General features: G+C 61.4%; 21 protein-coding genes. 13 read left to right on the forward strand and 8 right to left on the reverse strand.

Annotated elements, in window-relative coordinates; genetic code table 11:
• The 5 genes from rpmD (at window position 1) to map (ending at window position 3,787) form a co-directional block, all read left to right on the forward strand.
• Window positions 1–207: a 50S ribosomal protein L30 gene (rpmD, locus tag AC3ANQ_RS05460; RefSeq protein WP_059387371.1), complete on the forward strand. Its 207-nt coding sequence runs from the start codon at window positions 1–3 to the stop codon at window positions 205–207.
• Window positions 207–689, forward strand: coding sequence for a 50S ribosomal protein L15 (rplO, locus tag AC3ANQ_RS05465; RefSeq protein ID WP_488304160.1), 483 nt, complete (start codon window positions 207–209; stop codon window positions 687–689). Before rpmD ends, rplO begins: the two co-directional genes overlap by 1 nt.
• Before the next feature lie 185 nt (window positions 690–874).
• Window positions 875–2,185: a preprotein translocase subunit SecY gene (gene secY / locus AC3ANQ_RS05470; protein ID WP_488304161.1), complete on the forward strand. Its 1,311-nt coding sequence runs from the start codon at window positions 875–877 to the stop codon at window positions 2,183–2,185.
• Between the two features lie 5 nt (window positions 2,186–2,190).
• The gene (locus AC3ANQ_RS05475) at window positions 2,191–2,760 is read left to right on the forward strand and encodes an adenylate kinase (protein ID WP_395803121.1); all 570 of its coding nucleotides are present in this window, start codon (window positions 2,191–2,193) and stop codon (window positions 2,758–2,760) included.
• A 199-nt stretch (window positions 2,761–2,959) separates the two neighbouring features.
• Entirely contained in the window at window positions 2,960–3,787 is an 828-nt protein-coding gene (map, locus tag AC3ANQ_RS05480; RefSeq protein WP_488305262.1) for a type I methionyl aminopeptidase, read from the forward strand.
• 77 nt (window positions 3,788–3,864) lie between these two features.
• Here the strand turns inward: map and AC3ANQ_RS05485 are convergent, their stop codons facing one another.
• The 3 genes from AC3ANQ_RS05485 to AC3ANQ_RS05495 all read right to left on the reverse strand — a co-directional run bounded on the left by AC3ANQ_RS05485 (window position 3,865) and on the right by AC3ANQ_RS05495 (window position 7,206).
• The gene (locus AC3ANQ_RS05485; protein ID WP_488304162.1) at window positions 3,865–5,211 is read right to left on the reverse strand and encodes an ABC transporter substrate-binding protein; all 1,347 of its coding nucleotides are present in this window, start codon (window positions 5,209–5,211) and stop codon (window positions 3,865–3,867) included.
• 109 nt (window positions 5,212–5,320) lie between these two features.
• Entirely contained in the window at window positions 5,321–6,259 is a 939-nt protein-coding gene (locus tag AC3ANQ_RS05490; RefSeq protein WP_265979339.1) for a carbohydrate ABC transporter permease, read from the reverse strand.
• Window positions 6,256–7,206, reverse strand: a complete 951-nt coding sequence (locus AC3ANQ_RS05495) for a carbohydrate ABC transporter permease (RefSeq protein ID WP_488304163.1) — start codon at window positions 7,204–7,206, stop codon at window positions 6,256–6,258. The genes AC3ANQ_RS05490 and AC3ANQ_RS05495 overlap by 4 nt, the downstream gene beginning before the upstream one ends.
• Before the next feature lie 236 nt (window positions 7,207–7,442).
• Between AC3ANQ_RS05495 and AC3ANQ_RS05500 the strand changes: the two genes are divergently transcribed.
• From AC3ANQ_RS05500 to AC3ANQ_RS05535, 8 genes are all read left to right on the forward strand, one after another.
• Window positions 7,443–8,393, forward strand: a complete 951-nt coding sequence (locus tag AC3ANQ_RS05500; protein ID WP_488304164.1) for a P1 family peptidase — start codon at window positions 7,443–7,445, stop codon at window positions 8,391–8,393.
• Between the two features lie 255 nt (window positions 8,394–8,648).
• Window positions 8,649–8,870, forward strand: coding sequence for a translation initiation factor IF-1 (infA, locus tag AC3ANQ_RS05505; RefSeq protein ID WP_009358723.1), 222 nt, complete (start codon window positions 8,649–8,651; stop codon window positions 8,868–8,870).
• Between the two features lie 74 nt (window positions 8,871–8,944).
• Window positions 8,945–9,058: a 50S ribosomal protein L36 gene (gene rpmJ / locus AC3ANQ_RS05510; protein ID WP_011775570.1), complete on the forward strand. Its 114-nt coding sequence runs from the start codon at window positions 8,945–8,947 to the stop codon at window positions 9,056–9,058.
• A gap of 191 nt (window positions 9,059–9,249) precedes the next feature.
• A complete protein-coding gene (gene rpsM, locus AC3ANQ_RS05515) occupies window positions 9,250–9,627 on the forward strand; it encodes a 30S ribosomal protein S13 (protein WP_011775569.1) in 378 nt (125 codons plus the stop codon).
• A 45-nt stretch (window positions 9,628–9,672) separates the two neighbouring features.
• Window positions 9,673–10,074, forward strand: coding sequence for a 30S ribosomal protein S11 (rpsK, locus tag AC3ANQ_RS05520; RefSeq protein ID WP_028265083.1), 402 nt, complete (start codon window positions 9,673–9,675; stop codon window positions 10,072–10,074).
• Window positions 10,075–10,215: 141 nt separating this feature from the next.
• The gene (locus tag AC3ANQ_RS05525) at window positions 10,216–11,226 is read left to right on the forward strand and encodes a DNA-directed RNA polymerase subunit alpha (protein WP_136321891.1); all 1,011 of its coding nucleotides are present in this window, start codon (window positions 10,216–10,218) and stop codon (window positions 11,224–11,226) included.
• Between the two features lie 66 nt (window positions 11,227–11,292).
• Window positions 11,293–11,898 carry a 50S ribosomal protein L17 gene (rplQ, locus tag AC3ANQ_RS05530; RefSeq protein ID WP_488304165.1) on the forward strand — a complete coding sequence of 202 codons (606 nt, stop codon included), beginning with the start codon at window positions 11,293–11,295 and terminating at the stop codon, window positions 11,896–11,898.
• A gap of 32 nt (window positions 11,899–11,930) precedes the next feature.
• Window positions 11,931–12,821, forward strand: coding sequence for a tRNA pseudouridine synthase A (locus AC3ANQ_RS05535; protein WP_488304166.1), 891 nt, complete (start codon window positions 11,931–11,933; stop codon window positions 12,819–12,821).
• Between the two features lie 179 nt (window positions 12,822–13,000).
• Here the strand turns inward: AC3ANQ_RS05535 and AC3ANQ_RS05540 are convergent, their stop codons facing one another.
• From AC3ANQ_RS05540 to cpaB, 5 genes are all read right to left on the reverse strand, one after another.
• A complete protein-coding gene (locus tag AC3ANQ_RS05540; RefSeq protein WP_488304167.1) occupies window positions 13,001–13,876 on the reverse strand; it encodes a type II secretion system F family protein in 876 nt (291 codons plus the stop codon).
• A 12-nt stretch (window positions 13,877–13,888) separates the two neighbouring features.
• The gene (locus AC3ANQ_RS05545; protein WP_488304168.1) at window positions 13,889–14,842 is read right to left on the reverse strand and encodes a type II secretion system F family protein; all 954 of its coding nucleotides are present in this window, start codon (window positions 14,840–14,842) and stop codon (window positions 13,889–13,891) included.
• Window positions 14,839–16,167, reverse strand: coding sequence for a TadA family conjugal transfer-associated ATPase (locus AC3ANQ_RS05550; protein ID WP_488305263.1), 1,329 nt, complete (start codon window positions 16,165–16,167; stop codon window positions 14,839–14,841). The genes AC3ANQ_RS05545 and AC3ANQ_RS05550 overlap by 4 nt, the downstream gene beginning before the upstream one ends.
• A 149-nt stretch (window positions 16,168–16,316) precedes the next feature.
• Window positions 16,317–17,522, reverse strand: coding sequence for a CpaE/TadZ family protein (locus AC3ANQ_RS05555; protein WP_488304169.1), 1,206 nt, complete (start codon window positions 17,520–17,522; stop codon window positions 16,317–16,319).
• Complete coding sequence (gene cpaB / locus AC3ANQ_RS05560) at window positions 17,519–18,286, reverse strand: Flp pilus assembly protein CpaB (RefSeq protein WP_488304170.1); 768 nt, start codon at window positions 18,284–18,286, stop codon at window positions 17,519–17,521. The genes AC3ANQ_RS05555 and cpaB overlap by 4 nt, the downstream gene beginning before the upstream one ends.
• Between the last annotated feature and the right edge of the window lie 3 nt (window positions 18,287–18,289).

Raw genomic sequence — 18,289 nt, forward strand, 5'->3', positions numbered from 1 at the left:
ATGGCTAAGAACCTGACTCCCTCCGACGCCCAGTTGGAGATCACCCAGATCAAGGGCGTCATCGGCGCCAAGCAGAACCAGCGTGAAACCCTGCGGTCCCTCGGCCTCAAGCGCATCGGACACACTGTTGTCCGTACCGCTGATGCCGTGACTGTGGGAATGCTCAACACGGTTCCGCACCTCGTGAATGTAGAGGAGGCGAAGTAATGGCTGAGAACAAAACCGCCGCAGAGGCTGCCGAAAAGCAGAACACTCTGAAGGTCCACCACCTGCGTCCCGCCCCGGGTGCCAAGACTGCCAAGACCCGTGTTGGTCGTGGTGAAGGCTCCAAGGGTAAGACCGCCGGTCGCGGTACCAAGGGTACGAAGGCGCGCTACCAGGTCAAGGCTGGCTTTGCCGGCGGCCAGTTGCCGCTGCACATGCGCCTGCCGAAGCTTCGCGGCTTCAAGAACCCGTTCCGGGTTGAGTTCCAGGTTGTAAACCTGGACAAGCTCAACGAGCTTTTCCCGGAAGGTGGCGTTGTCACCGTCGAGTCCTTGGTTGAGAAGGGTGCCGTTCGCAAGAACCAGCCCGTCAAGGTGCTGGGCACCGGCGACATCACCGTCAAGGTTGACGTCACCGCCCACGCCTTCTCTTCCAGCGCAGCTGAAAAGATTGCAGCAGCAGGCGGAACCACCACAGCCCTCTAAGGGCTCTGGGGCACAGCCCGTTGTGAATCGACTCCCGGTGTGGGGGGCTTTGGCCCCTCGCGCCGGGAGTTTTTCGTGTGGTGCGACCCCCTCGATTGTTCGCATGGCGTATGAAGCCGTTAGACTCGGGTGTTGGGTTTCAATGACCCCTTCGACACCCTTGGACTTTTAACTCAGGAGGACGCTTGCTAAGCGCATTCGGCCGGGCATTTCGGACGCCTGATCTGCGACGCAAGTTGTTGTTCACGCTGGGAATCATCACAATCTTCCGCTTGGGCGCTTTTATCCCCTCGCCTGGTGTGAGCTACCAAAATGTTCAACAATGTTTGTCAAGCAATCAGGACCAGGGCGGCCTCTACCAGCTCGTCAACCTTTTCAGCGGTGGTGCACTGCTGCAGGTTTCGATCTTTGCCCTGGGGATCATGCCGTACATCACGGCCAGCATCATCGTGCAGTTGCTCCGCGTGGTCATTCCGCGGTTCCAGCAACTGTACGAAGAAGGTGCCTCGGGCCAGTCGAAGCTGACGCAGTACACGCGCTATCTGACCATCGCGCTGGGTCTGTTGAACGCCACCACCCTGGTGTCCCTGGCGCGCTCCGGGCAGCTGCTGCCCAACTGCACGCTGCCGATCATCCCGGACACCAGCATCATCGCCACGATTCTTGTGGTCATCACGCTGACGGCCGGTACAGGCCTCATCATGTGGATGGGCGAACTGGTCACCGAGAAGGGCGTGGGCAACGGTATGTCCCTGCTCATCTTCACGTCCATCGCTGCCGGCTTCCCGACTTCCCTGGGTGCCATCTGGCGTTCCAAGGGCCCGGGTACCTTCTTCACGGTGTTGGCCATCGGCCTGGTGACCGTCGCCCTCGTAGTGTTCGTGGAGCAGTCCCAGCGGCGCATTCCGGTCCAGTACGCCAAGCGTATGATCGGCCGGCGCACCGTGGGCGGCACCAGCACCTACATCCCCATCAAGGTCAACATGGCCGGCGTCGTGCCCGTCATCTTTGCTTCCTCCATGCTCTATTTGCCCGGATTGATTGCACAGTTCAACCGGCCCAAGGCAGGAGAGTCACTGGCCCCATGGGTTGAGTGGGTCAACAACAACCTCACCCGTGGCGACCATCCCATTTACATGGCGCTGTATTTCGTCATGATTGTTTTCTTCACGTACTTCTATGTCGCGATCACCTTCAACCCTGAAGAGGTCTCGGACAACATGAAGAAGTATGGCGGGTTCATTCCGGGCATCCGGGCGGGTAAACCGACCGCGGACTACCTGCAGTACGTGCTTTCCAGAATCACGCTCCCTGGCGCCCTTTACCTGGGCTTCGTGGCGTTGATTCCGCTGGTTGCACTCGTCCTGATCAACGCCAACCAGAACTTCCCGTTCGGTGGCACGTCCATTCTGATCATGGTGGGTGTGGGCCTCGAAACCGTCAAGCAGATTGATGCGCAGCTACAACAACGTCACTACGAAGGGCTTTTGCGATGACGAGAATGCTGATCATTGGACCTCCGGGTTCGGGTAAGGGAACGCAGGCTGAGCGGATTTCCGAGCGCCTGGGCGTGGTCGCCATTTCCACGGGCGATATCTTCCGTGCAAACGTCAAGGGCGAAACCCCCCTGGGTATCGAAGCCAAGAAGTACATGGACGCCGGCGATTTCGTTCCGGACAGCGTGACCAACAAGATGGTCCGTGACCGCTTGAGCGAAGGCGACGTCGAAAACGGCTTCCTGCTTGACGGTTACCCACGCACCACCGCCCAGGTGGAATACCTGGACCAGATCCTTGCCGACACCGAAGAGAAGCTCGACGTCGTGCTTCAGCTGACGGCCGACGACGAGGAACTTGTTTCGCGCTTGCTGGGACGCGCCAAGGAGACCGGGCGCTCGGACGACAACGAAGCTGTCATCCGCCACCGCCTGGACCTCTACCACGAGCAGACGGAAGCCGTGGTGGCCAAGTACGCCGAACGTGGCATCCTGACCAAGGTTGATGGCATCGGAGGCATCGACGAGGTCACTGACCGCGTGTTGCTGGCCATCGAGGCGGCCAAGGCGGTTTAGTCCCGCTATATCTGATTAAAGGGTGTGTCCCGGCGCCGTTTGCGCGGGACACACCCTTTCTGTTCCCCCTGTGCAGGGACCAAAGCAGCGGTTCTTCCTGGATCGATCTCAGGGCCGGTTTCGAACTGAGTCGCTGATGCGGGAAAATAGGGAAGACTTGGGACCGATCGAATCCCGCAGCACACCACAAGAGGAGACCATGGCGTTCGGCCAGCCCCGCATCGAATACAAGACCAACGAGCAAATGCGCAAGATGCACGAGGCCGGATTGGTCCTCAGCCGCGCCCTCGACGCGGCCGTTGAGGCTGCGAAACCCGGTGTCACCACGCGGGAGATCGACGCCGCCTTTGCGGCGGTTCTGATCGACGCTGGAGCCAAGTCGAACTTCCTTGGGTACCACGGCTTTCCTGCCACCATCTGCACCTCCGTCAACGAGGAAGTCGTCCACGGCATCCCCGGTGACCGTGTCCTGCAAGACGGGGACATCATTTCGATTGATGGCGGCGCGATTGTTGATGGTTGGCACTCCGACTCCGCAAGGACGGTGATAGTTGGCACTGCCGACCCCGAGGACCAGCGGCTCTCGGACGTCACCCAGGCCGCCATGTGGCGTGGAATCGCCGCGTTGGCCAAGGGCAGGTTCGTCGGCGACATCGGAAACGCCGTGGACGACTACGTCTCTTCCGTGCCGGGGAAACCGCTGGGCATCTTGGAAGACTACGTGGGACACGGTATCGGTTCCGAGATGCACATGGCCCCTGACGTCTTGAACTTTCGCACCACGCATCGGGGCCCCAAGATCCGGCCGGGATTGTGCCTCGCCATCGAGCCCATGCTCGTCCGTGGTGGCATCGAAACCGCCACCCTCGACGACGAATGGACCGTGGTGACCACCGACGGCAAGCGTTCGTGCCAATGGGAGCACTCGGTCGCCGTTCACGAAAAGGGCATCTGGGTGCTTTCCGCCCCCGACGGCGGCGCAGAGCAGCTGGTGCCGCTCGGCGTCGTGCCCGTTCCGATTCCCTGACGTCCGATGCGCAAAATCCCTGGCGAGACCGGTATTCCGGTGTCGCCAGGGATTTTGTGTGTCGGAGGAGTTTTGCCTTAGCTCTTGAGCTTGGGCTTTACGTCCTTGGTGTAGATTCCGTCGAGGGTTGCCTTGAGGTCCGTCATGGTCGCCTTCACGTCGCCCTGCTGGGTGAGGATCTTCGCGGCGGCCTTGGCCATCTCCTGATCGGCACCCGGCAGGAACACGCGGGCGTTGTCCTGCACCTTGGTGACAGCGAGCTGATCCATGGCCGTCTTGATCTGGGGAGTCTTGGCGAGGACTGCGGTCATGTCCGCGGAGACACGGGTGGGCATGTAGCCCGTTGCGGCGGAGAAGGCCGCGGTGTTCTCCGGTTCGGTCATGAATTTCAGGAAGGTGGCAGCGGCGAGCTGGACCTCCTTGCTGACGCCGCTGGGAATGCCGAGGCCGGCGCCGCCCGTGGGGCAGACGTTGGTCTCAGCCTTGGGGCCGCCCGGCATGAAGCCGACGCCGACGTTGAACTTAGCGGACTTCAGCACGCCCAGCAGGTCACCGGTGGAGGAGATCGTGGTGGACGTAATGCCTGCGGCGAAGTCGTCCGCGGCGTTCTTTGAGGAGACTCCAGCCCACTTGTCCTTGTAGATCGAGTCCTGGGCCCACTGCAGGGCCGCGACGGACTCAGCGGAATCGCAGTTGAAGGTCCACCCATTGGACCAGCTACCGCCCCAGCCCCACAGGTTGTTCTGCAGTGTCCAGCCGGCGTATCCGGCGAGGGCCGGGTAGATGTAGGCGTACTTCGCGCCCGAGCTGGCCTGGAGCTTGGGGGCCCACTCGGCAAATTCCTGCCAGGTCTTCGGCGCCCGGTCCGGAAGGCCGGCGGCTTTGAAGTGGTCCTTGTTGTAGTAGAAGAGCGGGGTGGACCGGCCGTAGGGGAGCGCCCACTGCTTGTTGGCGTACTGGTAGTCCGCCACGAGGGACTTCTGGAAGTCATCAATTTTGAAGTCCAACTGCTTGATGAGCCCGTCCAACGGAATGATGTTGCCGTTGGTGTAGTACCGGAACCACCAGACGTCGGAGAGCACCACGAGGCCGGGGAGGGCTGACTTAGCAGCCTGCGACGTCTGGAACTTCTGGGCGATTTCCTCGTAGTTGGCGCCTGCCGTCACGAGGTTCACCTTGATGTCCGGGAACTTCGCCTGGAATTTGTCGATGATGGATTGCTCGACGGTCTGGGACTGTCCGGGGTGGCTGGTCCAAAAGTCGAACGAGCCGGCTGCCTTGACGCCGGTGAAGTCGATGTCTGAGGGTGCGCTGCTTGCAACGCTGCCGCCGGTCGACGGGCCGCCGCAGGCCGCCAGAGCTGCGGCGCCGACTCCAAGTCCGGCGAGCCCCAGGAAGTTTCTACGGTCAAGATTCATTGCCATGGATTGTCCTCTCAAGGATGCAAAGGTGGTGAGGGTTTGGTTTGGATGCTGCGCCCAGGCCGCAGCACGGCCAGGGTGGGGGAAGGCCGCGGGTGACGGTTCGGTGTTGCTAGCCGGTGACGCTGCCCTGGGTGAGCCCGGCAACGATGTAGCGTTGCAACGCTGCGAACACCAGGAGGATCGGGATGATCACCAGGACTGCGCCGGCCATCAAGATCCCCCAACCGGCGCCGTTTCCTTCTGAGTTCTGAAGCAGGGTCAGGCCAACCGGAAGGGTCATGGTTTCCGGCCGGTCCGTGATGATCAGCGGCCAGATGTAGTCGTTCCATTCGCTCACCACGGTGACGAGGGCCACGGTGGCGATGGAGGGGAGCGACACGGGGACGACGACTTGCCACAGCCTGCGCCAATGACCCGCGCCGTCGATTTCTGCGGCTTCGAGGATTGACCCCGGAAGCGTCTTGAAATGCTGCCGAAGGAGGAAGGTTCCGAAGGCCGTGCCGAGACCCGGGAGGATGATTCCCCACAAGGTGTTCTTGCCGCCCATTCCGGCAATCAGGATGTAGTTAGGGAGGATCGACACCTGCGGCGGCACCATCAGGGCCACGAGGATCACGACAAAGATGACGTTCTTGAACGGGAACCGGACAAACACCAGGGCGTAAGCCGTCAGGATCGCCAGGATCACCTTCACCGTGGAGCCCACGGCGGTGACGATCAGGCTGTTCAGGAAGAACCGCGCGAACGGCACCGTGGTCATGGCAGTGTGGTAGTTCTCCAGGTTCAAGCCCTGCGGCAGGATTTTGAGATCCGTGGTGACGATCTCGCCGGGCTGCTTGAAGGAACTCAGCAACATCCACAACAGCGGCAGGACCACCACCAGGGTGGCCACGATCAACGGGATGTAGCCGCCGGCCAGCGTCTGGACAAGGTTTGCGCGGGAGAACGGCCGGTCGCGCCGCACGGGGAGCTCCGGACCGCCGTCGGGAGCTTTCAGGGTCCCGACGCCGGTGGCGGGGTTGGGACTGACGGGAGAGAGCGTGCTCATGAGTAGTGCACCTTCCGTTCGACGAACCGCAGCTGGAGCACGGTGATGATGAGCAGGATGGCGAAGAGCACCACTGAGATGGCGGCGGAGTACCCGGCGCGGTTGTAGGCGCCGAAGGCCTGAAGATAGGCCTCGTAGATCAGCGTGCTGGTGCCGTTGCCCAGCGGTGTCATGATGCGTATCAGGTCGAAGGCCTGCAGCGAGCTGATCATCGTGGTGATCAGCAGGAAGAACGTGGTGGGCGAGAGCAGCGGAACGGAAATGCTCATGAATCTGCGGAAGCCGTTGGCGCCATCCAGGGATGCTGCCTCCATGACGTCCTTCGGGAGCGACTGGAGCCCTGCGAGGTACACGACGGCGCAGTAGCCCAGGTTCTTCCAGACGTAGACGATGATGACCATCACGAGGGAGAGCTGCGGATCGTTGATCCACTGGGGGCTTTGCTGGCCAATGCCCCGGAGCAACCAGGACAGCACGCCGTAACCAGGGTCGAAGATGAACAGCCACACGAGGCCAACACCCACGCCGCTGAGGACATAGGGGGCAAAGACGGCAGAGCGCGCAAAGGTGGTGCCGCGTACGTTCGCGTTCAAGGCCAAGGCCACCAAGAGACCCAGCACCATGGAACCGCCGACAGTGACCACGGTGAAGATGAGGGTGGTGCCGAGTACTTGCGGGGCGTCGGAGCTAGTGAAGAAGTTGACATAGTTGTCGAGGCCCACAACGGTGGCCGACGTTGAGCCCAAGGTCCAGTCAAGGGTTGAGTAATACATGTTGTTGATCAAGGGCAGATACGTGAACACCGCGATCAGCGCCAAGTTCGGCAACGCCAGTGCCAGGAACACAAAGAAGTCGCGGCGGGTTCGGCCGGACCAACGTCCCCGGCGCTGAGGGGCCGGGACAGTCTGCGTGGGGGCCGCGGGGCTGCCAGTCAGTTGTCTTGTCATTGGAAGTCTCTAACGGTTTGCAGATATTGGGGCACGCCAGACTCCGTGTGTTGGGTCAAGGGGGCGGCTAGTCTTACCTCACCACAGGGGAGGACCTGTCAAGTCAAAAAGAGAGCCAACTCCGGGATTGTTGGACAAGCCTTCCGCGGTCGTTTACTCGATGTTTCGTGGAAGGTGGGGCCCTGTTTACATTCGAGGCACGACTACCGTTTGTGCAGAAGGAGCAGAATAGGCACATGACTACCAAGATCACTGATGTGCCAGGAATCCGGGTGGGACATGTCCAGCGGATCGGTGATGGCTGGCTGAGCGGGGTGACCGTGGTCCTTCCGCCGCCGGGGACGGTTGGATCGGTGGATGTGCGCGGCGGCGGTCCGGGCACGCACGAGACGGATGCGCTTGACCCCACCACCCTGGTGTCCACAGTCGATGCAGTAGTGCTCACGGGTGGGAGCGCTTTCGGGTTGATCACGGCCCACGGTGTCCAGCGACGGTGCGAAGAACAGGGGCGCGGTTTCGCCGTGCCCGGGGGAGTGGTGCCGATCGTTCCCGCCGCGGCGATCTTCGACTTGGGTCGCGGCGGCGACTTCGGCGCCCGACCGGACGAAACCATGGGTTATGCAGCGGCCGCCGCGGCTGCGGCCTCAAGCGAGCACGCCGACGTCGGACGCGGAAACGTCGGCGCCGGCACGGGAGCAGTGATTGGCCGCGGCGCGTTCAAAGGAGGAGTGGGCACGTCCTCCATCACCCTTGACAACGGAGTGGTAGTGGGTGCGCTCGCAGTGGTGAACGCGCTGGGGATGCCTTTTGGCGCGTCGCCCCAGCGCGCGACGCCCGCTAACACAAATTCGGCGGCGCCCCCGGCGTTGAACACCACGCTTGTTGTCGTCGCTACCAATGCGGTCCTTGACCCCGCCGAATGCAAGCGCACCGCCAGTGCGGCCCATGCCGGACTCGCCCGGGCGCTTAGTCCTTCCCATACCCTCGCCGACGGCGACACTGTGTTCGCGTTGGCGACGGGCGCCGTCGCGCTTGACCGCAGTTCGGAGCAAGCGAGGCAGGTTTCGCTCATTACCCTGCAAAGCGCCGCGGCAGACGCCGTGCGCCTGGCTGTTCTTGACGGCGTCGCGTCCGCGGAAACCACGACGACGGCGGCTGGGACCTTCCCGTCCTACGGCGCGGCTTAGCGTTTCTAAGGGGATTCCGCGACCCGGGGAAGAGTGACACGGTGCCGGTGTCTGCGCTAGCATGGGCGGATTTAACATTCGCGCCGTATTGGCGTAGAGTTGTTTGTTGGTTGTCTGCGCAGCCACGCCCATTTAACAGGTCGCGAGTCCTGCTTCGTGGAGTGGCAGAAGCCGGACGGCCAAACAAACAAAAACGTCCGCAGATTTTCCGGTGCCTAACCGGAGGACTGCGGCAAACAACAGTTAGCGGAGGATATGGCCAAGAAGGACGGGGTCATTGAGATCGAGGGCGTTGTGACTGAGGCGCTGCCCAATGCGATGTTTCGCGTTGAGCTCACCAACAAGCACATCGTTCTTGCACACATCTCGGGGAAGATGCGACAGCACTACATCAGGATTCTTCCTGAGGACCGCGTAGTGGTGGAGCTGAGCCCTTACGACCTCACACGTGGTCGCATCGTCTACCGCTACAAGTAATTGCTGGGCGGCAGCCTTGGGAAACCCGGGTATTGCCGCAACAGCTGACCAACTGCAACACGCAAAGGAACGCCATGAAGGTCAAGCCGAGCGTTAAGCAGATCTGCGACAAGTGCAAAGTGATCCGCCGTAATGGCCGGGTCATGGTGATCTGCGAGAACCCGCGCCACAAGCAGCGCCAGGGCTAATTCCCCGCAAGGGAACTAGCGCCCGCGAGGGCAACCTGGGTTGCTAACCCACGCAAGTAAATAAAGGCAGCACAAGCTGAATTGGGACGTATAGAGCCCGGACAGCTAACCCCCGGTCGGAGGCTGGGGCCGCACTGAAAGTGCGGGTGTACTGCCTACGACCTCCGGTTTATTCAAGGAGTACTGCCACTATGGCTCGTCTCGCTGGCGTAGACATTCCCCGCGAAAAGCGGTTGGAAATTGCGCTTACTTACATCTACGGCGTGGGCAAGACCCGTGCACACGAAACCCTGGCTGCCACCGGCATCAGCGCTGACGTTCGCGTCAAGGACCTGACTGACGCCGAGCTGGTCCAGCTGCGTGACTACATTGAAGGCAACTACAAGGTTGAGGGTGACCTTCGCCGCGAAGTAGCAGCAGATATCCGCCGCAAGGTTGAGATCGGCAGCTACGAAGGCCTGCGTCACCGCAAGGGCCTGCCCGTACGCGGTCAGCGTACGAAGACCAACGCTCGTACCCGCAAGGGCCCGAAGCGTACCGTCGCCGGCAAGAAGAAAGCCGGCCGCTAGAAATAGCTGCTGACTTTCCCCCGATAACTTTCTGTAGGAGAAATAATGCCCCCGAAGACTCGTGGCGCGGTTCGCAAGCCGCGTAAGAAGGACAAGAAGAATATCGCGCTTGGCCAGGCGCACATCAAGAGCACCTTTAACAACACCATCGTGTCCATCACGGACCCGAACGGTGCTGTAATCTCCTGGGCTTCCGCCGGTGAGGTTGGATTCAAGGGCTCCCGTAAGTCCACCCCGTTCGCCGCCCAGATGGCTGCCGAGGCTGCTGCAAAGCGCGCCCAGGAGCACGGTCTGCGCAAGGTCGACGTTTTCGTCAAGGGACCGGGATCCGGACGCGAGACCGCAATCCGTTCGCTGCAGGCCGCTGGCCTCGAGGTTGGCTCCATCCAGGACGTCACCCCCAGCGCCCACAACGGTTGCCGCCCGCCGAAGCGCCGCCGCGTCTAATTGGCTTCTTGGCCTTTGCCGGCCGGGTGCTGCTGAACAGCCTGACTGTTCCGCAGCACCCGGCCGGCACAGCCGGAACCAAGCCGATTTCCACCACCTGTGTTGCGTCATATAGCGGATGCTCGCCGAAAGGAAACCTAAGTGCTCATTGCACAGCGCCCCACTCTGTCTGAAGAAGTAGTCTCCGAGAACCGTTCGCGTTTCATCATTGAACCGTTGGAACCGGGCTTCGGCTACACCCTCGGAAACTCCCTCCGCCGTACCCTGCTCTCTTCCATCCCCGGTGCCGCTGTAACCAGCATCCGGATCGATGGCGTGCTGCACGAGTTCACGACGGTTCCGGGTGTCAAGGAAGATGTCACTGAGATCATCCTGAACATCAAGAGCCTCTCCGTGTCCTCCGAGCACGATGAGCCGGTTGTTGCATACCTGCGCAAGCAGGGCCCCGGAGTCGTCACCGCCGCGGACATCGCTCCGCCGGCCGGCGTCGAATTCCACAACCCGGATCTGCACATTGCCACGCTGAACTCGAAGGGCAAGTTCGAACTCGAACTGACCATCGAACGCGGCCGCGGCTACGTTTCGGCAGCTCAGAACAAGTCCGGCGACTCCGAGATCGGCCGCATTCCGGTCGACTCGATCTACTCGCCGGTGCTGAAGGTGACTTTCCGCGTGGAAGCCACCCGTGTTGAGCAGCGCACTGACTTCGACAAGCTGATTGTCGACGTCGAGACCAAGCAGGCTATCGCCCCGCGCGACGCCGTTGCCTCGGCAGGCACCACCCTGGTGGAGCTGTTCGGTCTGGCTCGCGAGCTGAACACCGCAGCCGAAGGTATCGAGATTGGCCCGTCGCCGACGGATGCTGCTTTGGCAGCTGACATGGCACTGCCGATCGAGGATCTGGACCTCACCGTCCGTTCCTACAACTGCCTCAAGCGTGAGGGCATCCACACCGTGGGTGAACTCGTTGCCCGCTCCGAGGCTGACCTGATGGACATCCGTAACTTCGGTGCGAAGTCCATTGATGAGGTCAAGGCAAAGCTGGTTGAACTGGGCCTGTCCCTCAAGGACTCGCCTCCCGGTTTCGACCTGGCAGCCCGCGCCGCAGCCATCGAAGAGGACGACGCCGCGTTCAGCGACGACGAGCTCTAACAAGCAGATCTTGGCCACCGAGTCCACGTTCGGACCCGGACGGCCTTCATTACAGGAGAAATTACTATGCCTACCCCCACTAAGGGTCCGCGCCTCGGAGGCGGTCCGGCTCACGAGCGCCTGATGCTCGCGAACCTGGCAGCAGCGCTGTTCGAGCACAAGCGCATCACCACGACGGTCACCAAGGCCAAGCGCCTGAAGCCGTACGCAGAGCGCCTTGTGACCTTCGCCAAGCGCGGCGACCTGTCCTCCCGCCGTCGCGTGCTCGGCCTGATCAGCGACAAGGGCATCGTCCACGAGCTGTTCACCGACATCGCCGGCGCCGTTGCCAACCGCGATGGTGGCTACACCCGCATCACCAAGATCGGCAACCGCAAGGGCGACAACGCTCCCATGGCTGTCATCGAACTGGTTCTTGAGCCGGTTTCCCCGAAGCAGGCTGTAGTTGCCGAGGCAACTGCCGCTGCCAAGCGCGACGCTGAGAAGGCCGCTCCGGTTGCCGAAGAAGCTGCTCCGGTTGCCGAAGAAGCTGCTCCGGTTGCCGAGGAAGAGGTCGTCGAGACTGAAGCCGTCGAGACTGAAGCCGTCGAGACTGAAGCCGTCGAGACTGAGGCTCCTGAAGCTGAAGCTGCTGAAACCGAAGAGGCTCCGGCCGCTGAGGAAAAGAAGTAATTCACTGAATTCTTCACAGTAGACTTAAGTCTATGAACGATCGAAAACCCGCTGCCCCCGTCTTGGGGGGCGGCGGGTTTTTGCGCGTCCGGATGGATCTTTCGTACGACGGCGGCCCATTCAATGGTTGGGCCCTGCAGCCGGGTCTGCGGACCGTGCAGGGTTCACTCGAAGAGGGGCTGGCGTTGATCGTACGGCGTCCCGTGCGGGTCACCGTGGCGGGCCGCACCGACGCCGGTGTGCATGCGCGGGGACAAGTGGTGCACATCGATCTGTCCGAGGCCGAGTGGACCGGGCTACCCAGGGGCCACGAGATTGACCCCGCCGCTGCGCTGCTCCGGAGGCTCCGTGGAGCCTTGAGCCGCGTCCTGCGGGATGAAACCGGCGCCATTGAAGTGCACGACGTCGGACTCGCGCCTGAGGGCTTCGACGCCCGGTTCTCGGCATTGTGGCGGCGTTATAGCTACCGGATTGCCGATGGCCCGGAACTTTGGGACCCTGTCCTGCGCAGGTTGACCTTGTGGCACAAGTCCTCGTTGGACGAGGGCGCCATGAATGTGGGCGCCGCGGCGCTGTTGGGGCTCCAGGACTTCCGCGCATACTGCAAGCCCCGCGAGGGAGCCACCACTATCCGCGAATTGCAGCGGCTTGAGTTCGTGCGCAGCAGCGACGGCGTGCTTGTTGCCAACGTCCAGGCCGACGCTTTTTGCCACAACATGGTGCGTGCCTTGGTGGGATCGGCGTTGCGTGTGGGGGAGGGCCTGGAACAGCCGGAGTGGCTGCACGAACGCCTGCTTGCGGGGGTCAGGGACGCCAAGTCGGTCCTGGCCGCGCCACACCCCTTGGTGCTTGAGGAAGTGGCCTACCCGTCCGACGACGAACTGTTTGCGCGGGCTGAGCTGACCCGGGCCCGGCGGGAGTAGCGGGGGTCGGTTGTCCAGACGTTCTGTCCCAGATGAGGCCCCGCCGTTGGACGACCCCCTCCCGGCTCTGGGTACCGGAGAGGGGGCCTGCGAGACCACCCGCGGTTCTGGGTATCGCGGGTGGTCGGCTTGAGGCGCCCCAGATGCGCCTGGTTCGGAGGAACGGTGGGGTTTCGTGCTTAGGAAAATGCGGCGATGATCTTCACGACTGCTGGCCCCAAAAGGATGATGAACAGCGTGGGGAAGATGCAGAAGATCAGTGGAAAGAGGATCTTGACCGGGATCTTCATGGCGTGTTCTTCAGCTGCTTGCCGCCGTTTGGTTCTCATTTCCTGCGCCTGCGCCTTGAGCACTTTGGCAATCGCGATGCCGTAAGCATCGGCCTGAACGACCGCCCGGATGAAGCTCCGGACGTCTTGAACATCCACGCGCTGAGCCATGTCCAGATAGGCGTCCTTGCGGCTGCGCCCCACCTGGATGTCCTGGAGCGTTCGGATGAATTCATCAGCCAGGGGTCCCTTTCCGTTTTCCGCAGCACGGGCCATGGCTGCTTCAAAGCCAAGGCCGGCTTGGACGGCGATCAACATTTGGTCGAGGGTGTTGGGAAGTTCCAGCCGGATGGCATCCCGACGCTTTTTGGCTCTCGATCGAATGAGGAGATCCGGTACGAAGTACGCCAGTACAACAACGGCGAGGCCAAGGAGAACGCGACCTGCTGACCGGTCCCCAAGGAATAGCAACAGTCCCAAAACTGCGCCGCCAAGTGCCAACAGCGGCTTGATCATCAGGACCCTGCCAAGCGGCCAGTCCTTGGGCCGTCCGGCGCCGGCAAGCTGTTTGTCCAGCCAAGCCACGTAACCGCCCGGTGCCAGTTGGCGTGAAAACGCCGTCAAGCGCTCGTTGGCCGGGGCCTGCTGTGAGGTGGCTGGGGCCTGGACACCCATATTGGCACGGATGTTGCGCAACCCTGCCCTGTCCGCCGTGAAGGTCAGCCATACCATCCACGAGACGGGCGCCACGATGGCCAGCATTCCTGCGTACGCAATAATTTGCATGACAGACCCTTCCTAGTATTTCGGCTTGATGAGCCGGCTCAACCAAAATCCGCCAAGGCTGAGCATGATGACTGCCACGACGAGCATGATGTAGCCGGGAACAGTGGAGGTGAGTACTTGTCCGTAACTCGGGTTGACGATCTGCAGCAGGATAAACATCATCACCGGCAGCCCGAGCAACACGTACGCGGACATTTTCCCTTCCGCGCTCAGTGCACTTACCTGCCGACGAATCTGGTTTCGGTCACGGATGGTTTCACCCACATGGTCCAGTACCTCAGCCAGGTCGCCACCAACCTCCCTGTGGATTTCGATCGCCTGGGCTATCCAAGAGAAGTCCTCGCTCCTCGTCCTCCGAGCGACGTCATTGAGCGACTCGCCGAGGTCCCGGCCGATCCGGGTCTCATTGACAATCCGGCTCATTTCCTCAGCCATCGGTGCCTCGCTTTCCTGTGCGGTGGCGTCGACGGCCCGCAAGAGGCTGTGCCCGGCCCGCATGCCACCGCTCATCATTTGAAGAGCGTCGGGTATCTGTTCATTGAACTTGGCCGAACGGCGGGACACCAGCAGACTGAGAAGCCCGACAAGGGCGGCCACGGCGGCGAGTGCCATAAGGATTGCGAAGAAGAACCCTCCCAGCGTGAAGCCGACCACGGTGGCCAAGACTGTCACGACACCCCCGATCAACAGATAGTCGGCGGGTTGCTTTTTCAGTCCGGCGGCATCGAGCTTCGCTTGCGAAAGGAGTCCACCCGATCGCGGCTGAATGCGGGTTTGGACGGCTTCCTTGGCTCCGTCTGTGAGCCGGGTCAACATAGATGTATGGATAGGCGCATCGAGACGTCGCCTTTCGATGTCAAGGATCCTCCGTGACTTGAAGACCACGAGCACCACAAGGAGTAGAGCGAGGTAGACCAAGCCAAGTCCCAACGCAAACCAGATGGTTTGCGTTCCGCCGCCATTCATCGTGGGCCGCCTGCAAAGCTTGCCCCGAAGACTGCCGGCGAAACCGAAATTCCGAGTTCCGCGAAGCGGTCGGTAAAGCGGGGACGGACCCCGGTAGGGACGGGTTTACCAAGGAAGCGGCCGTTTGCATCGATTCCGGCCGAGTAATCGAACACGAAGGCGTCCTGAAGCGTGACGATATCGCCCTCCATGCCTTGGACCTCCGTGATGTGGGTGACCCTGCGCGTCCCGTCCCGGAGACGGCTAATGTGCACGATCAGGTTCACGGCGGAGGCAACCTGTTCCCGGATGGCGCGGAGGGGCAGATCCATGCCCGCCATGAGGACCAGGGTTTCCAGTCGGGCTATGGCGTCGCGGGGCGAGTTGGCGTGCACGGTGGAGATTGATCCGTCGTGACCGGTGTTCATTGCCTGGAGCATGTCGAGGGATTCGCCGCCGCGAACCTCGCCAACCACGATGCGGTCTGGCCGCATGCGGAGGGAGTTCCGGACGAGGTCGCGGATGGTCACTTCACCACGACCTTCAATGTTTGCCGGCCGGCTCTCAAGGCGTACCACGTGCTCCTGCTGGAGTTGCAGTTCGACGGCATCCTCGATGGTGACGATCCTGTCGGTTGTGGGGATGAAGGAAGACAAGACGTTCAACAGCGTGGTCTTGCCTGTGCCAGTGCCCCCTGACACGATGATGTTCATCCGTGCCAGGACGCAAGCGCTGAGTAGTTCGGCCATTTCCGGGGAGAGGCTCCCAAACTCAATCAGTTTGTTGACGGTGAGGGCCTCGCGGCCGAACTTTCGGATGGTCAGTGAAGGACCGTTGACGGCGAGCGGTGGAATGATGGCGTTAACGCGAGAACCGTCAGCCAAGCGCGCATCCACCAACGGGGATGATTCATCAATCCTGCGCCCGACCTTGGAGACAATGCGTTCAATGACGCGGCGAAGGGCCTCATCGGACGTGAATTTTGCTTCCGTTTTGTACAGCTGCCCGTAGCGCTCCACGTAGATGCTGTCGTAGCGGTTGACCATGACTTCCGTGATCTCCGGATCGTCCAAGAAGCGCTGGATTGCGCCATGGCCGAGAACGTCATCGATGATCTCCGAGGTGAGGCGTTGCCGTTCGGCGGAAGTCAGGGGAACCTGTTCCTCGTCGACCACAACTTTGAGCTCGTCCCTGACATACTGGTGCAATTCCGCCTCGTCCATGGAGGAATCAGAAAGCCTGGAACCGAGGCGTTCGAACAGGGCCTTGCTGGCCCGGTCTTTCAGTTCGCCTAGGGCTTCACTCGCGAGGATCGTCGACGGTGTGTTTTCATCTGCGTGAGCCATCGTGCTTGAGGACTCTGCGGCTTTGGCTTCTTGAATTCGGCCGAGCGTGATTGCTGTTGGCACGGTCACTTCATTTGGAGCTGCTACCGGTTCCGGTGCCGCGCCTGAGCCGGCATCGTGCCGTCGGCTTTCGAGTCTGCGTGAGAGGTTCACCGGACAACCGCCCTTCTGTGCATCTGCTTGTGTTCTCGCTCGTCCCAATTGGGCTTAAACCGGTTCACCAGCAGGCGTAGGCCCTTGGTGGCGGCATCTCGCGTCCCGTCCTGCAGCAGCGGGACGCCTTTGTTCGTGGAGAAAGGAAGGGTCCGTGATCGAGGAATGGCAACATCCACCGGAACCCCAATGCTCGCTTCCACGTCCTTGAGGACCAGTCCGCTTTTGGGATCGGCCATGTTCAGGACGACGTGCCGGTACTGAGGGAGCAATTGCAATTCGTCGAGGATGTTCAAGCCGGTTCGCAAACCACGGATGCTGGGGATATCCATGCCGCACACCCAAACGGCGTCCGTGGCAGTTTCCAGCGCGGCAAGGACGTGTTCACCCAGCCCCGGTGCGGTGTCAATCACGACGTACTGGAATTCGAGCCGCAACTGTTCCAACAGTCTGGTGACGTGTTGGGCCGTGATCCGGTCCATCTCAACAGGATTGCGCGGTGCACAGAGGGCATAGATGCTTGCCGGGTGGACGCTCAAGTACGTCTTGAGCACCATGGAGTCCTGGCTTGCCGGACCGAGTACAGCGTCGGTGATGGTGCGCTCGGGATTCAAGAGCAAACCGCTGGCTACGTCGCCGAACTGGAGGTCCAAATCGACGATCACCACTCCCATTGGCGCCAATGTTCCCAAGCCGACAGCGAGATTTGTTGCCACGGTGGTCTTGCCTACACCTCCCTTGGGTGACATGACGGCGATGATTCGTCCGCCGGAAACTTGCGACGGAGTCTCAATCGCGTTGGGGGCCAACCCCCTCCGACGACCGGCAGCCGCGAGGCTGGCCCATTCCACCATGACGCGGATGGAATCGGAGTCTGCAGCAGGGGAGAGGAGATCCCGGACCCCGGAGCGCATTGCCGCCAGGACCAGCGACTCGCTTTGCTCTGCGGCCAGAACCACACTGATTTCCGGGAACTGGAGGTCCAAAAGAGAAGCGTGCTTTAGCGAATCGTCGATTTCCAGCCCCGGTCCCAAGATTATGACTTCAGGCGGTTCGCCGAGGAGCTGGTCCAGGATTTCGCGGGGGCCTGCCGGAAGGTAGTCGGCCTGGAACCATTGCAGGCTTCCGCTCATCCCCGCTGTTGCCGCACGAACCCGTCGTTCGAAGTCAGAGTCCGGGGTGATGAGAACGAAGCGGCTCATTTGAATACACTTCCCCGGTCCATGACGCTGGTTGCGCCTGCCGCGGCATCTGAAGATTCCTTGCTCAGGTAGATGGTGCCGAATTCCACCGCATAGACAATCTTCTGAACGTCGACGGCGGAACGCGCCACGGTGACAAGGTAGCCGCCGTTCTGGCCAGACGCCTTATTGGAATTCAGGCCTCCGCTGCTTCCCTGGGAGCCCGAGCTGGAATTGTCCGTAATCGTTCCGCTGGCGTCCTGAACTGCTGTGACGAGGACTTTGTGGAAAGTGAAGCTTGTTTGGTCAGGGGCGCTGGCCTTCTCATCGGCTTTGAACGACAGCATCACGCCGACAGTGTCTCCGGCCTTCACCGTCCCGCCGACGACGCGCTCGATCGGTAGCTTGAGGGTGACTTCCTGAAGACCGGTGGGAACCTGTACCCGGCCTTGCCCAGCAAGGCTGCCTGGATCCACCATGCGGGAGGTGAGGAGTTGTTCACCAGGCATGAATTCGATCGAAGAAACTTTGGAGCCCAAATCTCCAAGGCTGCTGACACTCTCGGCGGCGATCGCCGATTTGGGGATGGCCTTCTTGATGACTGAATCCCCGAAACTGGCGGTGGGAGTCCCGGCAGGAATTTCCTTTTGGACGACGTAGACGTCCTCGGTCTCCGTATTTGCCAGAGCGCGCTTGTCGGCGCCTTGGACGTAGAACACAAGCATCACTGTTCCAATGATTGCTACGACAAGCGCAGCGATGCCTCCCAGTAGGCGTGTTTTCATGGT

Source organism: Arthrobacter sp. DMZ02-1R, assembly GCF_057747935.1.